Origin of the sequence: Haemophilus parainfluenzae, from assembly GCF_003253005.1 — a bacterium.
In the GTDB taxonomy this organism is placed as follows: domain Bacteria; phylum Pseudomonadota; class Gammaproteobacteria; order Enterobacterales; family Pasteurellaceae; genus Haemophilus_D; species Haemophilus_D parainfluenzae_M.
Window position 1 is genome coordinate 1 of record NZ_QEPZ01000008.1, and the last position, 16,330, is coordinate 16,330.

Annotated in this window: 13 protein-coding genes, 1 tRNA gene and 1 riboswitch; of the genes, 8 read left to right on the forward strand and 6 right to left on the reverse strand. The window is 39.8% G+C overall.

The window, feature by feature from the left end; translation table 11 throughout:
• Positions 1 to 2,887, reverse strand: a 2,887-nt coding sequence (locus DPV97_RS08525) for an ESPR domain-containing protein (RefSeq protein ID WP_111382950.1), incomplete at its 3' end; no start/stop codon positions are given.
• Between the two features lie 297 nt (positions 2,888 to 3,184).
• On the opposite strand from DPV97_RS08525, the gene DPV97_RS08530 reads away from it, so the two are divergent.
• Positions 3,185 to 3,260 (forward strand) — tRNA-Asn (locus DPV97_RS08530).
• Positions 3,261 to 3,392: 132 nt separating this feature from the next.
• Here the strand turns inward: DPV97_RS08530 and DPV97_RS08535 are convergent.
• Positions 3,393 to 4,166 (reverse strand): TIGR01619 family protein, encoded by a 774-nt coding sequence (locus tag DPV97_RS08535; RefSeq protein ID WP_070712642.1) that lies wholly within the window; start codon positions 4,164 to 4,166, stop codon positions 3,393 to 3,395.
• Between the two features lie 9 nt (positions 4,167 to 4,175).
• Positions 4,176 to 4,979, reverse strand: a complete 804-nt coding sequence (gene xthA, locus DPV97_RS08540) for an exodeoxyribonuclease III (protein ID WP_070712645.1) — start codon at positions 4,977 to 4,979, stop codon at positions 4,176 to 4,178.
• 232 nt (positions 4,980 to 5,211) lie between these two features.
• On the opposite strand from xthA, the gene DPV97_RS08545 reads away from it, so the two are divergent.
• Positions 5,212 to 6,522 (forward strand): cation:proton antiporter, encoded by a 1,311-nt coding sequence (locus DPV97_RS08545; RefSeq protein WP_111382952.1) that lies wholly within the window; start codon positions 5,212 to 5,214, stop codon positions 6,520 to 6,522.
• Between the two features lie 10 nt (positions 6,523 to 6,532).
• Here the strand turns inward: DPV97_RS08545 and DPV97_RS08550 are convergent, their stop codons facing one another.
• Complete coding sequence (locus DPV97_RS08550) at positions 6,533 to 7,210, reverse strand: TIGR01621 family pseudouridine synthase (RefSeq protein ID WP_111382953.1); 678 nt, start codon at positions 7,208 to 7,210, stop codon at positions 6,533 to 6,535.
• An 18-nt stretch (positions 7,211 to 7,228) separates the two neighbouring features.
• On the opposite strand from DPV97_RS08550, the gene cls reads away from it, so the two are divergent.
• On the forward strand, positions 7,229 to 8,689 hold the full coding sequence (gene cls / locus DPV97_RS08555; RefSeq protein ID WP_111382955.1) for a cardiolipin synthase: 1,461 nt from the start codon (positions 7,229 to 7,231) through the stop codon (positions 8,687 to 8,689).
• 63 nt (positions 8,690 to 8,752) lie between these two features.
• On the opposite strand, the gene DPV97_RS08560 is transcribed toward cls, so the two are convergent.
• Entirely contained in the window at positions 8,753 to 10,273 is a 1,521-nt protein-coding gene (locus DPV97_RS08560; protein WP_049368836.1) for a Na+/H+ antiporter NhaC family protein, read from the reverse strand.
• Between the two features lie 60 nt (positions 10,274 to 10,333).
• A riboswitch (Lysine riboswitch) is annotated at positions 10,334 to 10,511 on the reverse strand.
• A 299-nt stretch (positions 10,512 to 10,810) separates the two neighbouring features.
• On the opposite strand from DPV97_RS08560, the gene DPV97_RS08565 reads away from it, so the two are divergent.
• The 3 genes from DPV97_RS08565 (at position 10,811) to aroA (ending at position 13,421) form a co-directional block, all read left to right on the forward strand.
• On the forward strand, positions 10,811 to 11,215 hold the full coding sequence (locus DPV97_RS08565) for an H-NS family histone-like protein (RefSeq protein ID WP_070590822.1): 405 nt from the start codon (positions 10,811 to 10,813) through the stop codon (positions 11,213 to 11,215).
• Between the two features lie 71 nt (positions 11,216 to 11,286).
• Complete coding sequence (gene purU, locus DPV97_RS08570) at positions 11,287 to 12,123, forward strand: formyltetrahydrofolate deformylase (protein ID WP_070590825.1); 837 nt, start codon at positions 11,287 to 11,289, stop codon at positions 12,121 to 12,123.
• Positions 12,123 to 13,421 carry a 3-phosphoshikimate 1-carboxyvinyltransferase gene (gene aroA / locus DPV97_RS08575; RefSeq protein ID WP_111382957.1) on the forward strand — a complete coding sequence of 433 codons (1,299 nt, stop codon included), beginning with the start codon at positions 12,123 to 12,125 and terminating at the stop codon, positions 13,419 to 13,421. Before purU ends, aroA begins: the two co-directional genes overlap by 1 nt.
• A 41-nt stretch (positions 13,422 to 13,462) precedes the next feature.
• Here aroA and folE read toward each other — a convergent pair whose 3' ends face one another.
• Positions 13,463 to 14,119 carry a GTP cyclohydrolase I FolE gene (gene folE / locus DPV97_RS08580; protein ID WP_049363827.1) on the reverse strand — a complete coding sequence of 219 codons (657 nt, stop codon included), beginning with the start codon at positions 14,117 to 14,119 and terminating at the stop codon, positions 13,463 to 13,465.
• 155 nt (positions 14,120 to 14,274) lie between these two features.
• Between folE and moeA the strand changes: the two genes are divergently transcribed.
• Both moeA and moeB read left to right on the forward strand, forming a co-directional pair.
• Positions 14,275 to 15,492 (forward strand): molybdopterin molybdotransferase MoeA, encoded by a 1,218-nt coding sequence (moeA, locus tag DPV97_RS08585; protein WP_111382958.1) that lies wholly within the window; start codon positions 14,275 to 14,277, stop codon positions 15,490 to 15,492.
• Entirely contained in the window at positions 15,492 to 16,214 is a 723-nt protein-coding gene (gene moeB, locus DPV97_RS08590) for a molybdopterin-synthase adenylyltransferase MoeB (RefSeq protein ID WP_111382960.1), read from the forward strand. The genes moeA and moeB overlap by 1 nt, the downstream gene beginning before the upstream one ends.
• Positions 16,215 to 16,330: the final 116 nt, after the last annotated feature.

Genomic DNA, 16,330 nt, shown 5'->3' on the forward strand with positions numbered 1-16,330 from the left:
TTCCTTGTGCTTTTTCAGCTTCACCTTGTGCTGTTACAGCAGCATCTTTAGCGGTGATTGCTTCATCACGAGCCGATTCAGCTTTACCTTGGGCTGCTTCTGCCTTGCCTTGAGCTGCTTCGGCTTTTCCTTGTGCTTTTTCAGCTTCGCCTTGTGCCGTTACAGCAGCATCTTTAGCGGTGATTGCTTCATCACGAGCCGATTCAGCTTTACCTTGGGCTGCTTCTGCCTTGCCTTGAGCTGCTTCTGCCTTGCCTTGAGCTGCTTCTGCCTTGCCTTGAGCTGCTTCGGCTTTACCTTGTGCTTTTTCAGCTTCGCCTTGTGCTGTTACAGCAGCATCTTTAGCGGTGATTGCTTCATCACGAGCTGCTTCTGCCTTGCCTTGAGCTGCTTCGGCTTTTCCTTGTGCTTTTTCAGCTTCACCTTGTGCTGTTACAGCAGCATCTTTAGCGGTGATTGCTTCATCACGAGCCGATTCAGCTTTACCTTGGGCTGCTTCTGCCTTGCCTTGAGCTGCTTCGGCTTTACCTTGTGCTTTTTCAGCTTCGCCTTGTGCTGTTACAGCAGCATCTTTAGCGGTGATTGCGTCATCACGAGCCGCTTCAGCTTTACCTTGTGCTTTTTCAGCTTCACCTTGTGCTGTTACAGCAGCATCTTTAGCGGTGATTGCTTCATCACGAGCTGCTTCGGCTTTACCTTGTGCTTTTTCAGCTTCACCTTGTGCTGTTACAGCAGCATCTTTAGCGGTGATTGCGTCATCACGAGCCGCTTCAGCTTTACCTTGTGCTTTTTCAGCTTCGCCTTGTGCTGTTACAGCAGCATCTTTAGCGGTGATTGCTTCATCACGAGCCGATTCAGCTTTACCTTGGGCTGCTTCTGCCTTGCCTTGAGCTGCTTCGGCTTTACCTTGTGCTGTTACAGCAGCATCTTTAGCAGTGATTGCTTCATCACGAGCCGATTCAGCTTTACCTTGTGCTTTTTCAGCTTCGCCTTGTGCTGTTACAGCTGCATCTTTAGCGGTGATTGCTTCATCACGAGCCGATTCAGCTTTATCTTGGGCTTCTTCTGCCTTGCCTTGAGCTGCTTCGGCTTTTCCTTGTGCTTTTTCAGCTTCACCTTGTGCTGTTACAGCAGCATCTTTAGCGGTGATTGCTTCATCACGAGCCGATTCAGCTTTACCTTGTGCTTTTTCAGCTTCGCCTTGTGCTGTTACAGCAGCATCTTTAGCGGTGATTGCTTCATCACGAGCCGATTCAGCTTTACCTTGGGCTGCTTCTGCCTTGCCTTGAGCTGCTTCGGCTTTACCTTGAGCTGTTACAGCAGCTGTCTTCGCTGATTCTGCTCCAGCTTTAGCCGTCTCTGCCGCAGTCTTCGCAGCCTCTGCCTTACCCGCAGCGGTTTCTGCACGTTTAACAGATTGATTGATCTCGTTAAGTTTATTAGTTACGGTTGTAGCTGCAGCTTTAGCATCAGCAATTGATTGTTTTGATTCTGCATTTAATTTATAAACTACAGCATCATTTTTAGCTTCAACTTCTAATCCATCTTCGGCTTTAAAATTAACAGTACCATCATTCCCTAAGGTTAAATCTTTTACCTTATCGTTTCCTGCATTAATGGTAAATTTTGTGTTTTTATCAGCTTTAACTTCATTGAATGCATTTAATGCTGTTCTTACACTTGTAGCTGTTGCAACTGTATTTGTTTCAACTGTATTTGTTGGATTATTGGCTGCTACAGCTGTAATACGTCCATTATCTTTAGTTACACTAATGTCACTGGTATTTACGCCAATGTTAACGGTACTTTTATTCGTGGAGTCTAAAGTCGTTGATACGTTTACATAATTATCGTTTGCTTTAAAAATAACAGTGTGATCGTTATTTACGCGGCCAGTTACTGTCTCTTGATTATTTGAGTTGTGGCCAATATTCCAACCAGTATAATTTCTCACATAGTAAAGTTGTGATCCATTTACAGCATCGAAACTATCAGCTGACATACGACCTGCAGCCACATTTTGGATTTGGCGATACATTTTGTTATCGCCATTTTCTCCTCCTATAGAGAGGATGGAAACTGTTGTTTTATCTTTTGATTCATTAAGGGGAGTTATAGTGCTTTCTGTTACATTAAATTTATTATTTGTATTAGAATTAGATTTTATAGTCATTGCATCTACTTTATTTAATGCGACATTGTTAATGGCTTTACCAGCTGCAATTACTTTATTTAAGTTAGTATCTGTCCCAGACTTGTTATATGTTACGACAGCATCAGTATATGTTTTCTCAAGGGCTTTAAGTTCCTCATCTGTTTGAGTTTGACCTTGCCCTTTAGAGCTGATTCTTGAATGTGAACCAAGAAAAACAGCATCGTCATAGCCATTATAGCCACTACCGCTACCGCTATTTGCTCCTAACGTTAGAGTGTTACGCCCAATAGCTTGAGCTCCAGGACCAATTGCTATTGTGTTTACTCCAGTTGTTCCTCCAGGGCGAGAATTATAGTTAGAACCTATCAGAATACTGTTATTACCTGCTGCGACAATATGATCATGTCCAATTGCAATTTGTTTATTACCAGGGATACCTGCATAATTTCCAACTTGAACTCCTTTTTGATTACGGTCATCACCGCCATCACCACCGATAGCAATTAATTTGTCATTAAAATTTATGCCATTTACAATAATTTTCTCTGCGGCAATGGATAAATTTGAATAGTTTAAACAAACTGATAAAACAGTGAGTTTGAATAATTGTTTTGTTATCACTGTTTTCGTTTGAGTACTGGAAGATGCTTTTACAGCACCTTTTGCCAATTCTGATACAACTTCTAAACGTTGAGTAGTTTTGTTCCAAATAATTTTAAAAATGTTGTTCATAGGGTAATCTTTAAGTTGTTGAAATTTATTTGTGGGTTACTGAATTATTTTTATTTTGTTTTAACAAGGCTAAATTTAAAACAAAATCGGCGTATTCTGCCATAAAAGTAAGAATAAGAATATTGCTCTTTTTGTAAAGAATTGTAAAAGGTTATAGGATCAATAAAGGGGACATGTGTGAGTGTTTATCATTACAATGATTTGATGTATTACGTGCTAAAAAATATAGATTTTTTCTTGACAAGGTATTGCAAGCTCATTAAAATGCGCGCCTATTCTTTGTGATACCAAATTTATTCCTCCTTAGTTCAGTCGGTAGAACGGTGGACTGTTAATCCATATGTCGCAGGTTCGAGTCCCGCAGGAGGAGCCAAATTTCTCTTTTGGTTTAGCTTTCGTTTGTCTCCTTTTACGAATTCTAAATTAGTAGCCAAAAGAATTTAAGCCCATCATGTTGATGGGCTTTATTTTTATCGAATCAATGCTAGTTTGATGAATTATCAAACTAATTTAATGATGAACGGTCATCGATTAAATTATCACATTCCCAGCCGATATAATCACCGGAAAACTCTGTAGCTAACTTTTCAAAGCGCTCTACCCATTCGAAAATCTCATTACTATCTAATTGAAGCTCTTGTTCCAATTTCACCATGAAATAAGGATGTTCATCTTCTTCTGTTTGAATCGCTTGGCTTGAATATTTCAACGTACTAAAAGACACTTTTCCAAGTGTGAGTTCATCCATAAATGGGAACATTTTTTCTTCTTCGTCAAAATGAAAAGTATGCTCAATCAAATAAGTATCGCTTAAATTGCGCCCCTTGCTATTTAGCATACTTAAAATCTCTTCTGTCGCATTTAATTTCATTTCCAATGGCGAAGCCAATAAGAAATCGAAATAAGTATCCCAATTGGGATCATCCTGCACATTGATTTCTGAGACAAAATCGAGTTGTTGAAGGGTTTCTTTAAGCAAAGCATCGTGTTCACAATAGAAATGCATTTTTGCCTGATGGTTACAAATAAAGTGCCCAGCAAAAAAAACATTCGGAAGTGCGGTCAATTGTGCAAGAATTTTAAAAAGACGATTAATCAATTTTTCATATTCGTCTTCATTTGGTAAACCGTCCTCATCTCCCTGATAAGGCACGGTAAATTGCACAACCTTACTGAGATGTTTACCATGATAAACATCTAAATCTTCAATATTTGCGGTAAACACGGCTGGCATGCCATTCACTTGCGAACGATAATTCTGCCAATTTGCCATATCCATGCTGCTTTCCTATTTAAACTCTGCCCAGATTGGTGCGTGATCGGATGGTTTTTCCATCGCACGAATATCCAATGCAATGCCAACGTCCACGCAACGCTCTGCTAATTGATGATTCACTAAAATATGATCGATACGTAATCCACGGTTATCATCGAAACCTTTTGAGCGATAATCAAACCACGAAAACTTGTCATTGACTGTTGGATTTAATTTGCGGAACGTATCTTCCAATCCATAATCGTATAAACGTTGATACCATTCACGCTCTTCGGGTAAGAATGAACATTTACCGGTACGCAACCAACGTTTGCGGTTTTCATCACCAATGCCAATATCTAAATCAGTTGGACTGATATTCATATCCCCCATAATTAAAACCGGATTGGCTTTATCGTGATCTTGCTCTAAATAGCGTTGAAGATCCGCATAAAATTTTTCTTTTGCCGGAAACTTAGTTTCATGTGTACGGCTTTCGCCTTGTGGGAAATAGCCATTAATTACTGTTAACAAACCAAATGGCGTTTCTAAATCCGCCATAATAATGCGTTTTTGCGCATCTTCATTATCTGTTGGAAAACCACGACGTACCGCTTTCGGTTCTTGTTTAGTTAATAGTGCTACACCATAGTGGCCTTTTTGCCCGTGATGAAAAACGTGATAGCCCAGATTTTCAGTAATTGCATAAGGAAAATCTTCATCTGCTACTTTGATTTCTTGTAAACCAATCACATCTGGTTGGTATTTTTCAATAATTGCTTCAAGTTGATGAGGACGGGCACGTAAACCATTAATATTAAAAGAGATAAATTTCATTTTTGTTCCTAATGTGAAAAATTGAGTCTATTATACAAAATAATTGAAATCTTAACCGCACTTTTCCTCTGTAATGGAAGAAGTTACGCCTATTAATGTGATTACGCTTCAGTTACAATCAAATGAATTTTACCCTTCTTTCTCATTAAAATTTTTCCTAAAAACGCACTTTATAAATAAAAGTAACTTGCTTATACTGGCGGCGCTTTTATTACTTTACTCGGATCATTTTATGAATATTTATACTTACTTGTGTTTTCTCACCACAATAGCCATTCTTATCAGTTTTATCACACGAAAACTGAACGATAATATCCAATATACCATCGCCATCACTGCCACTTCTATGGCAGGCTCGCTTTTCCTGGTGTTATTGGGATATTTCGGCTGGTTTAATTTGGATGACATTGCAACACGCGTTATCGAACGCATTGATTTTAAAGATTTCTTATTGAACGGGATTTTAGGCTTTTTACTCTTTGCTGGCGCCTTGGGCATTAAACTTCCAGTCTTAAACAATCAAAAATGGGAAATTACCACTTTTGCTCTGTTCTCAACGCTTGCTTCTACCTTTTTTATTGGTTTTCTACTTTATGGCGTAGCTTTACTTTTCGGTTGGCATATTGATTTAATTTACTGCATCTTATTTGGTGCACTCATATCGCCTGATGACCCGATTGCCGTACTTGCCATTATCAAAAACTTAAAAGCACCAAAACGCTTATCTATGCAAGTGGAAGGCGAATCACTTTTTAATGATGGGATTGGCTTGGTAATTTTCACTACGGTTTTTGCTGTCGCATTTGGCGGTCATGAACCGACAGCAAGCGGCATTCTCCATTTATTTTTTAAAGAAGCTTTAGGCGGGATTGCATTTGGATTGGTTTTAGGTCTCTTCGCCCATTATCTGATTTCAGCCACCGATGATGGTTCGTTAGAAATTCTTTTGACCTTAATCGTACCTACTGCGGGCTTTATGCTGGCTAATCTCTTACACGTCTCAGGTGCATTAGCCATGGTTGTCGCGGGAATTTTAATTGGTAACTGGACAAGATACACTGGCTTTTCTCAACAAAGCCAACGCTATTTAGATCACTTTTGGGAAATGATCGATCATTTTCTCAATTCCTTACTCTTCATCTTGATCGGTTTAGCAATTTTATTGATTCATGTCTCTTGGCAAGGGTTAATCTTAATTTTCCTTGCTATTCCAGTGTGTTTAATCTGTCGCTATGCAAGTGTTTGGTTACCATTCCAAGTCATGAAACGCTACCGTAAATACAACCCTTACACCATGAAAGTTCTCACTTGGGGCGCATTACGAGGCGGATTAGCGCTCGCTATGGCGCTTTCTATTCCAAGTGATCAATTTTATATTGAAGGATTAGAAATGGATGTTCGCGATCTTATTTTAGGTATGACGTATGCAGTTGTGGCATTTTCAATTCTCGTGCAAGGCATGACAATTGAAACCTTAATTCGTAAATCAAAAGAAGCGACCATGCGTGAACGTGGCTATACGGGTATCGGATTAGCGAAATAATCAATAATGTTTATATCTTTGGCTCAGCACTTGCTGAGCCTATTTTTTGAATCTGAGACATGACACCTTCACGATGCCACCACTCCCCTTCTTTCGGAGGGATAAACACATCAAATGCCTGACCTTTAAATTCAAATTGCAATCTTGCGGCGTGTAAATAAGTGCGGTCAATTTTTTCCGTCTTTTTGCCATAAAGCGCATCGCCTAAAATCGGGCTACCTAAGCTTTTCATCGCAACACGCAATTGATGGGTTTTACCGGTTTGTGGTTTTAAGATAAATAACCGTAAATTGGGCTCACAACTTACACTTTCAAAACGCGTAATTGCGGGATTTTCTTTCGATTGGCAAAGTTTCCAAGCCCCATTACGAGCTTTTTGCATATCGCCGACAATCAATCCTTGCTTCTTTTTTGGCTTTTGATTGCTGAGTGCAAGATAAGTCTTTTGGATATGATGTTCAGAAAAAAGTCGGAAAAATTCAGCCGCACTTTCAGCATTCAATGCCAAAATGAGTAAACCAGATGTCACTTTATCTAACCGATGTACAAGCCAGACTTGTGGCACGCTAAACTGCTCAGCAAGCAAAGTGGTTAAACCAATTTCACTCTGATCTTTATGCACACTTATCCCACAAGGCTTATAAATAATGATAAAATCATCGGTCTGATAAATAATGTCTAATTTCATAAGTGCGGTCAAAAATTAATGAGTTTTGAACATATTATACTGGTTTATATTATTCCCGTGTTAATTTGGGTAGCAGTTATTTCTGTCACCTTGCGTTTACTCGTCAAAAAACAAGCGGTTTCTGCTACGTTGTCATGGCTGATGATTATCTACCTTGTGCCACTGATTGGCGTCATTGCTTATTTAATTTTTGGTGAGATTAAACTAGGTACGCGCCGAGCCAAAGCCTTTCAATTGTTAAAACCTAAATATACCCAATGGCTTCAGCAACTGTCAGAACAAAAAGATCTGGTTACACATTCCCAGGATCCTCGTTATCGTGCTTTATTTAAACTAGTCCACCACCGCTTAGGTATTCCGAACATTCGAGGTAATGAATTACATATTCTCGACACGCCAGAAAGCATCATTCAAAGTATCATTCGTGATATTCAACAAGCACATCATTCCATTAATATGGTGTTCTATATTTGGAGCAATGATGGCATGATTAATGAAGTGAAACAAGCCTTAGAAGAGGCCGTGCAACGTGGAGTTAAAGTTTGTCTTTTACTCGATTCCGTTGGCAGTAATGCTTTTTTGAAAAGCCCTGTTTGTAAAGAAATGCGAGAAAAAGGCATTGAAATTACCGAAGCGCTACATGTAAATTTATTCCGGATGTTCTTCAGCCGAATTGATTTACGTCAACATCGTAAAATCATCATCATTGATAATCAAATTGCCTATACAGGCAGTATGAATATGGTGGACCCAAATTTCTTCAAACAAGACAGCAACGTAGGCAATTGGATAGACGTGATGGTGCGAATCAACGGTCCTGTTTCACCGATTTTAAACAGCTTACATGCTTGGGATTGGGAAATTGAAACCATGGAAGAATTACCTCTTTTATTGCCAAATTGTCCACTTGTGGAAATTGACGATAACGACACCCATTCTGTGCAAGTGATTGCGAGTGGTCCCGCATTCCCAGATGATTTAATAGCTCAATCTCTTGCAACAGTCATTTATGCTGCAAGAGAAAGTATTGTGATCACTTCACCTTACTTTGTGCCAAGTCACAATATTGCTGAAGCATTACGCATTGCCGCATTCCGAGGTGTTGATATCACGCTCATTTTACCTAAGAACAATGATTCCTTGATGGTTCGTTGGGCGAGTCGAACATTCTTTGATGATTTACTCGAAGCGGGTGTAAAAATTTATCATTTTGAAGCAGGACTTCTCCATACAAAAAGTGTGTTAATCGATAACAAGCTTGCACTCGTTGGTACGGTAAATATGGATTTACGCAGTTTTCTGCTTAACTTTGAAATCACCGTTGCCGTAGAAGATCGTAATTTTGCCAATGAAGTGGCCACACTCCATGAGAATTATTTAGCGAATTCCTCCGCACTCGATATGCAAGAATGGCTCAATCGTCCTTTCTATCATCGAATCATCGAGCGGTTATTTTTCTTGTTTAGTCCATTACTCTAATTTTCACAGTAAATACAAAAAGGGCGTACCACACAGTACGCCCTTTCTTTTTCACGTTTATGCTTAACGTTTTTTCACGATAAACACTAAAGCTACTAAAACAACTGCTGTTGTCACAAATCCAGCTAAACCTGATTCTGTAAAGCCTACCACAATGTAGCCCACAGCACTTGCTGTCGCAACAGTTGCCGCATAAGGTAATTGGGTGGTGACGTGATCCATGTGGTTACATTTTGCCCCAGTTGACGACAGAATCGTTGTATCCGAAACCGGTGAACAGTGGTCGCCGCATACCGCGCCTGCCATAACTGCAGACAAACAAGGAAGTAATAATTCTGGTGCTGAGTTAGTCGCCATTGCCGCAGCGATTGGTAACATAATGCCAAATGTCCCCCAGCTTGTCCCTGTTGAGAATGCCATTGCTGAACCAAGAATAAATAAAATCACTGGTAAAAATTGAACTGGAATGCTGCCACTCACTAAAGAAGATAAGTATTTACCGGTTTGTGCATCACCCACCACTTTATTGATTGTCCACGCAAAGAATAGGATTGCAATTGCACCTAACATAGATTTAATACCGGCAATCCATGCTTTTCCGTATTCTTGTAAAGAAACTTGACGCTCAAGAATAATCAATAATGTTGACATAGCAACCGCACTTGAACCACCAACAACAAGCGAAATACCTACTGTCGTATTTTCAAATGCACCTAAGAGGCTAAATGGTTTTCCATCTGCCGCTAAGGCCTCACTACCTGTGTGAATCATCATAAAAACAGTGACGGTAATTAAGACTAAAATTGGTAAAATTAAGTTGCGAACTTTACCTTTCACACCTTCAATGACTTCTTCTTTATAATCGCGCTCCATGGCTAATTTTTCATGACGTGCCATTGATGCAATATCAAATGAGAAATAGGCCACAAAGAATACCATTAATAATGAGAAGATCGCATAGTAGTTCATTGAACTCATAGCAACGAATGCGCCCATTGGGGTATAAGAGGTAATAGAATACGTCGCCAATAAACCTGCTACAAGAGTAATAATGTATGCCCCCCAGCTTGATACTGGCATCATGACACACATTGGTGCAGCAGTAGAATCAAGAATGTACGCTAATTTTGCACGAGAAACTTTGAAACGATCAGTAACTGGACGTGCAATCGCACCGACAGCAAGACTGTGGAAGTAATCATCGATAAATGTCACAAACACTAAAGATGCCGCTAATAATTTCGCACCGCGACGACCTTTAATTTTATTTTGTGCCCATTCAGCAAACGCACGGTTGCTGCCTGACACAGTTAAAAGTGCGGTCAATACGCCAAGTAAAACTAAGAAAAACACGATATTCATATTTGAATTCATGCCTTCTTCGCTACTATAAACTAATGCCACAACATTATCTTTTAAATAAATAAGTGCATTCAATGGGTTGAAATCAACCAACATTAACGCACCGACAATAATCCCTGCACTGAGGGACACCAAAACCCGACGAGTTGCAATTGCTAAAATAATCGCAAGTAATGCGGGTATAATTGAATAAATAGATGAAGAATAATCGACTAGTTCCATTAAGTTATACCTAATAATTTAATGGAGACAACGGCAAGAAAAGACACAATTATGACCAGACCGAACCGTAGCGCTCCATAGTTAATACACAAAAACTATGACAGTCACGTTCCTTTCGAAGACGTGACCAACCGAATAAGATGACGCCTATTCGATTTCGGCAATCATTCCTTTCCTTTCCCTTCAACGCTATCCACTCCAGGAAAATACTCATAATGACCGCACCTCTACTGTTGTATAGGATGGTGAGAGATTACATTAAAATGAATGAAATTACCAATAAAATCTTATACTTTCCCCTAAATCTATTTTTTAATTTAAAGTTTCTAATGAGGTTGTTAAGACTTTGTTAAGTTGTTTTATAAGCAAACGTTTGCAATAACATGGAAAAACAATCAACTTTATACAGTAAAATATGATGACATCCGACCAATTAGTTTCCGTATTTAGGCTAATTCATATTTACCAAATATATTATTTTCGCTATTATATATATCTAGAAAATAATTAAGCATTCACACATATAAAGGGGTAATAATGAACGAATTAACAAAAGGTTTAACGAACCTTCGTAGTTTACGCGCTGCTGTACGCGATTTAACACTAGAACAAGCCGAAAACTCACTTTTAAAATTACAAGCTGCTGTTGAAGAAAAACGCGCTCAAGCAGCTGAAATTGAACAAGCTGAACAAGAACGTCGCGCACGTATCGCAAAATATAAAGAATTAATTAAACAAGAAGGCATCACGGCAGAAGAATTAACGGCAATTATTGGTATTGCACCGTCTTCAATTCGTAAAAAACGTGAACCTCGCCCAGCAAAATACAAATATACTGATGAAACGGGTCAAGAAAGAACATGGACTGGTCAAGGCCGTACACCTCGTGTGATTCAAAAGGCCTTAGATAAAGGTGCCTCTTTAGCTTCTTTCGAAATCTAATTTCATTATCAACTATGTAGAACCCATTTTTATGGGTTCTCTTTTTTTATTTATCTTGCAAAATATTCATTATGTTAGAAAAGAAAATATTACTAACCGACTGTCCTGATGATAAAGGCTTAATCGCCAAAATCACCAATATTTGTTACAAACATCAATTAAATATCCTTCATAATAATGAGTTCGTTGATTTCGAAACAAAGCATTTCTTTATGCGTACCGAATTGGAAGGCATTTTTAACGAAGAAACCTTATTAGCTGACTTAAATTATAGTTTGCCAGCGGGGACAAATTGCCGCCTAATCAGCGCTAAACGTAAACGTATCGTAATTTTAGTGACCAAAGAAGCGCACTGCATAGGTGATATTTTAATGAAAAATTACTACGGTGCGTTAGACGTAGAAATTGCGGCTGTAATTGGCAATCACGATAATTTACGTGAATTAGTTGAACGCTTCGATATTCCATTCCATTGTGTCAGCCATGAAGGGCTCACGCGTGTGGAACACGATAAATTACTTGCTGAAAAAATTGATGAATATGCACCTGATTATATTGTTTTAGCTAAATATATGCGTGTATTAAATCCAGAATTCGTGGCGCGCTATCCAAATCGTGTGATTAATATTCACCATTCATTCTTACCCGCATTTATTGGTGCAAAACCCTATCAGCAAGCTTATGAACGCGGTGTCAAAATTATTGGTGCAACAGCCCACTTTATTAATAATGAATTAGATCAAGGTCCGATCATTATGCAAAACGTGATTAATGTGGATCACACTTACTCCGCCGATGCCATGATGCGTGCAGGCAGAGATGTGGAAAAAACAGTATTAAGCCGTGCGCTTGATCTTGCCTTACATGATCGTATTTTTGTATATAAAAACAAAACGGTGGTCTTGTAATGAAAGCTATCACCTTAGAGCCGATTTCTCGTATTGAAGGTGAAATCAACTTACCGGGTTCGAAAAGTTTATCGAACCGTGCATTATTATTAGCAGCATTGGCTAAAGGCACCACAACCGTCACTAACCTATTAGACAGTGATGACATTCGCCATATGTTAAACGCCCTCAAAGCTTTAGGGGTGAATTACCAACTATCTGAAGACAAAACTTGCTGCGAAGTTGAGGGCTTAGGTGGCGCGTTTCAGGTTGAAAATGGCTTATCACTGTTTCTCGGCAATGCCGGCACAGCCATGCGCCCTTTAACGGCTGCACTTTGTTTAAAAGGTAACACTGAAGGCGAAGTCATTTTGACTGGTGAACCTCGTATGAAAGAGCGTCCAATCAAACATTTGGTGGATGCGCTTCTTCAATCGGGTGCCAATGTTCGTTATTTAGAAAATGACGGTTACCCACCGCTTGCGATTCTTAATCAAGGGATTAAAGGTGGCATGGTTAAAATTGATGGTTCAATTTCTTCTCAATTTTTGACCGCACTTTTAATGGCTGCACCTCTTGCTGAAGGCGATTTAGATATCCATATTGTGGGTGATTTAGTTTCAAAACCTTATATTAATATCACCCTCGCGATGATGAAAGATTTTGGTGTTTCAGTTGAAAATCAACATTATCAAGTGTTTAAGGTGAAAGGTAACCAATCCTATGTCTCACCTGGCAAATATATGGTAGAAGGTGATGCTTCATCCGCCTCTTATTTCCTCGCAGCCGCCGCGATTAAAGGCAACGTAAAAGTGACAGGAATTGGTAAACATTCCATTCAAGGCGACCGCCTATTTGCCGACGTGCTAGAAAAAATGGGAGCCAAAATCACTTGGGGTGAAGATTTTATTCAAGCAGAACAAGCTGAGCTCCATGGCATTGATATGGATATGAACCACATTCCTGATGCAGCCATGACGATTGCCACAACAGCCTTATTTGCAAAGGGTGAAACCGTTATTCGCAATATTTATAACTGGCGAGTGAAAGAAACTGATCGCCTTGCTGCAATGGCTACTGAGTTACGAAAAGTCGGTGCGGAAGTTGAAGAAGGTGAAGATTTTATTCGCATTCAACCACTTGTCCTTTCTCAATTTAAACATGCCGAAATTGAGACCTATAATGATCATCGTATGGCAATGTGCTTTGCGTTGATTGCATTATCGGATACCCCCGTCACGATTTTAGATCCCAAATGTACGGATAAAACCTTTCCCACATTCTTCGATGAATTTGAGAAATTAAGTATTCGAAGCTAAAAACACATAAAAAAGCACCGAGTATTCGGTGCTTCTGCTCATTACTTCTGAATGGAAGATAAAAATTCTTTTCGAGTTTCGCGATCTTCTAAAAAGACCCCGCCATAGGCTGATGTCACGGTATAACTATGGGTATCTTTTACTCCGCGAGCTTTCACACAGAAATGTGTTGCTTTCACATAAACTGCCACATCATCAGTTTCTAAAATGGTTTGAAATGCCGTTAAAAGCTGTTCGGTTAAACGCTCTTGCACTTGCGGACGCTGCGCAAAAAACGCCACAATGCGATTGATTTTAGACAAGCCAATCACCCAATCTTTGGGATAATATGCCACAGCAACATTGCCATCAATTGTCACAAAATGGTGTTCGCAAGTACTGGTTAAGGTGATGTCATTCACTTGCACCATTTCGCTCACTTTCATTTGGTTTTTGATTTTCGTCATTTTCGGGAAATTGGCATAATCCATTCCACTGAAAATTTCATCAATAAACATTTTGGCTAAGCGATTTGGCGTTTCTTCTAAGCTATCATCACGCAGATCTAACCCAATCAATTTCATCACTTCACGCATATGCGAGGCAATCGCCGCACGGCGCTCATCTTTACATTGAGTCGGATCAATCATTGGGGTTTCGATGCCTTTGGCTACCAAGGCGCGGCGGACATTTTCCGCATCAGGTGAAATCGCGTTCATTCACTTTCCATTTATAAAAAAATAATGCGGCATTTTAGCAAAAGATGAATTATTCGTAAAATGCGAAAAATCACCCTAATTTATTAATTTCCTTCATATTGTATTTCGGGCTACAATATATCCACTTTTATTTCGCTCAACCCAAAGGATTGATTATGTTGCCACTTGAAGATGCCTTGGCGCAAATGCTCAACCAACTTCCCTTCCCAACAAAAACTGAAACACTGGCTTTAACTGAAGCCGCTGATCGTGTCTGTGCGGAAGATGTGATTTCTCCGATTAACGTACCGTCTTTTGATAACTCCGCGATGGATGGCTATGCGGTTCGTTTAGCCGATTTACAGCAATCTATGACACTTTCTATTGCGGGAAAATCCTTTGCGGGTAATCCATTTCAAGGGGAATGGGTAGCACAAAGTGCAGTCAGAATTATGACGGGTGCAATGATTCCTGAAGGTGCCGATGCGGTGGTTATGCAAGAAGAGGTCACCGTCAATGAAGATGGTTCTGTTACCTTTGCTGCATTACCTAAAGCCAATCAAAATATTCGCCGTATTGGTGAAGATGTGAAAAAAGGTGATGTGGTATTACATCAAGGCGATGAGTTAAATGCCGTTTCTTTACCTTTACTCGCGTCATTAGGTATCGCTGAAGTCAAAGCTTACCCACGTTTAAAAGTAGCCGTGCTTTCAACCGGTGATGAACTAGTCCCAGTCGGTCAACCGTTACAAGCGGGACAAATCTACGATACCAACCGCTTCACCGTCAAATTAATGCTAGAAAAATTAAATTGTGACGTGCTTGATTTTGGTATTTTGCCGGATAACCAAGCAGAATTTGAAGCGGCTTTTGTGAAAGCACAAGCTCAGGCAGATCTTGTGATCACAAGCGGTGGCGTTTCAGTGGGTGAAGCAGACTTCACGAAAACCGTGTTAGAAAAAGTGGGTCAAGTGAATTTCTGGAAAATTGCAATGAAACCTGGCAAGCCATTTGCTTTTGGTAAATTAGAAAATGCCTGGTTCTGTGGTTTACCCGGCAATCCCGTTTCTGCATTAGTGACATTCTATCAATTAGTGCAACCGGCTATTGCCAAATTAAGCGGTAAAAAACACCCGAAAAAACAACCGCACTTTCAAGCGATTGCTCAAACCAATTTGAAAAAAGCGCCAGGGCGTTTAGATTTCCAACGTGGTTTCTATCAAATCAATGAAAATGGTCAACTTGAAGTGCAACCAGTGGGTTTCCAAGGGTCACATTTATTCAGTTCTTTTGTGAAAAGTAACTGTTTTATTCGCCTCGAAAAAGATCGCGGCAATGTGACTGCAGGCGAAATCGTCACCATTGAACCGTTTAATCACCTATTGGGGCAATAATGGCTGAATTAAGTTACGAAGAAGAACTGCGCTATAACCGCCAAATCATCTTAAAAGCGGTTGATTTTGACGGACAAGAAAAGCTGAAAGACAGCCGAATGTTAATTGTCGGTCTGGGTGGTTTAGGCTGTGCGGCAAGTCAATATCTTGCATCGGCTGGCGTGGGTCATTTAACCTTGTTGGATTTTGACACGGTATCGCTTTCTAATTTGCAACGTCAGGTATTACATACCGATAGCAGATTAAATATGCCTAAAGTGGAATCAGCAAAAATTGCGTTACAACAGATTAATCCACACGTAGAAATTGAAACCATCAATGCACAACTTTCCGAAGAAAAACTCGCGGAAATCATACCGCACTTTGATGTGATATTAGATTGTACCGATAACGTGGATATTCGTAATGCGCTCGATCGTGGGTGCGAACAAGCGAAGATCCCGCTTGTTTCTGGTGCTGCGATCCGTTTAGAAGGACAGGTTTCCGTCTTTACTTATGAACCCAATACCCCAACCTATCGCCAACTTAGCCAACTCTTTGGACAAAACGTTTTAAGCTGTGTAGAAGCTGGCGTACTGGCGCCAATCGTGGGGATTGTTGGCTCTATTCAAGCCTTAGAAGCCATCAAAGTGCGGTTAAAAATCGGTTCAAATTTATGTGGACGCTTATTGTTAATCGATGGATTAACCATGCGTGTACGAGAAATGAAATTGCCTGTTTAACTTTTCTATCAATATTTAGACAGACAGTAAGTCTGTCTAAATCCTAAATTACCCACAAATAATTATCCCTCCCCTCGTGCATTGCCAAAAAACAAATGCTATTATCTTGCTCGACA

Bases quoted from the DNA above. Each gene is read 5' to 3' on its own strand.
- aroA (WP_111382957.1), top strand. From the start codon at position 12,123: ATGAAAGCTATCACCTTAGAGCCGATTTCTCGTATTGAAGGTGAAATC.
- DPV97_RS08535 (WP_070712642.1), bottom strand. From the start codon at position 4,166: ATGGATATGGCAAATTGGCAGAATTATCGTTCGCAAGTGAATGGCATG.
- moeB (WP_111382960.1), top strand. From the start codon at position 15,492: ATGGCTGAATTAAGTTACGAAGAAGAACTGCGCTATAACCGCCAAATC.
- xthA (WP_070712645.1), bottom strand. From the start codon at position 4,979: ATGAAATTTATCTCTTTTAATATTAATGGTTTACGTGCCCGTCCTCAT.
- cls (WP_111382955.1), top strand. From the start codon at position 7,229: ATGAGTTTTGAACATATTATACTGGTTTATATTATTCCCGTGTTAATT.
- DPV97_RS08550 (WP_111382953.1), bottom strand. From the start codon at position 7,210: ATGAAATTAGACATTATTTATCAGACCGATGATTTTATCATTATTTAT.
- moeA (WP_111382958.1), top strand. From the start codon at position 14,275: ATGTTGCCACTTGAAGATGCCTTGGCGCAAATGCTCAACCAACTTCCC.
- purU (WP_070590825.1), top strand. From the start codon at position 11,287: ATGTTAGAAAAGAAAATATTACTAACCGACTGTCCTGATGATAAAGGC.
- DPV97_RS08565 (WP_070590822.1), top strand. From the start codon at position 10,811: ATGAACGAATTAACAAAAGGTTTAACGAACCTTCGTAGTTTACGCGCT.
- DPV97_RS08560 (WP_049368836.1), bottom strand. From the start codon at position 10,273: ATGGAACTAGTCGATTATTCTTCATCTATTTATTCAATTATACCCGCA.
- folE (WP_049363827.1), bottom strand. From the start codon at position 14,119: ATGAACGCGATTTCACCTGATGCGGAAAATGTCCGCCGCGCCTTGGTA.
- DPV97_RS08545 (WP_111382952.1), top strand. From the start codon at position 5,212: ATGAATATTTATACTTACTTGTGTTTTCTCACCACAATAGCCATTCTT.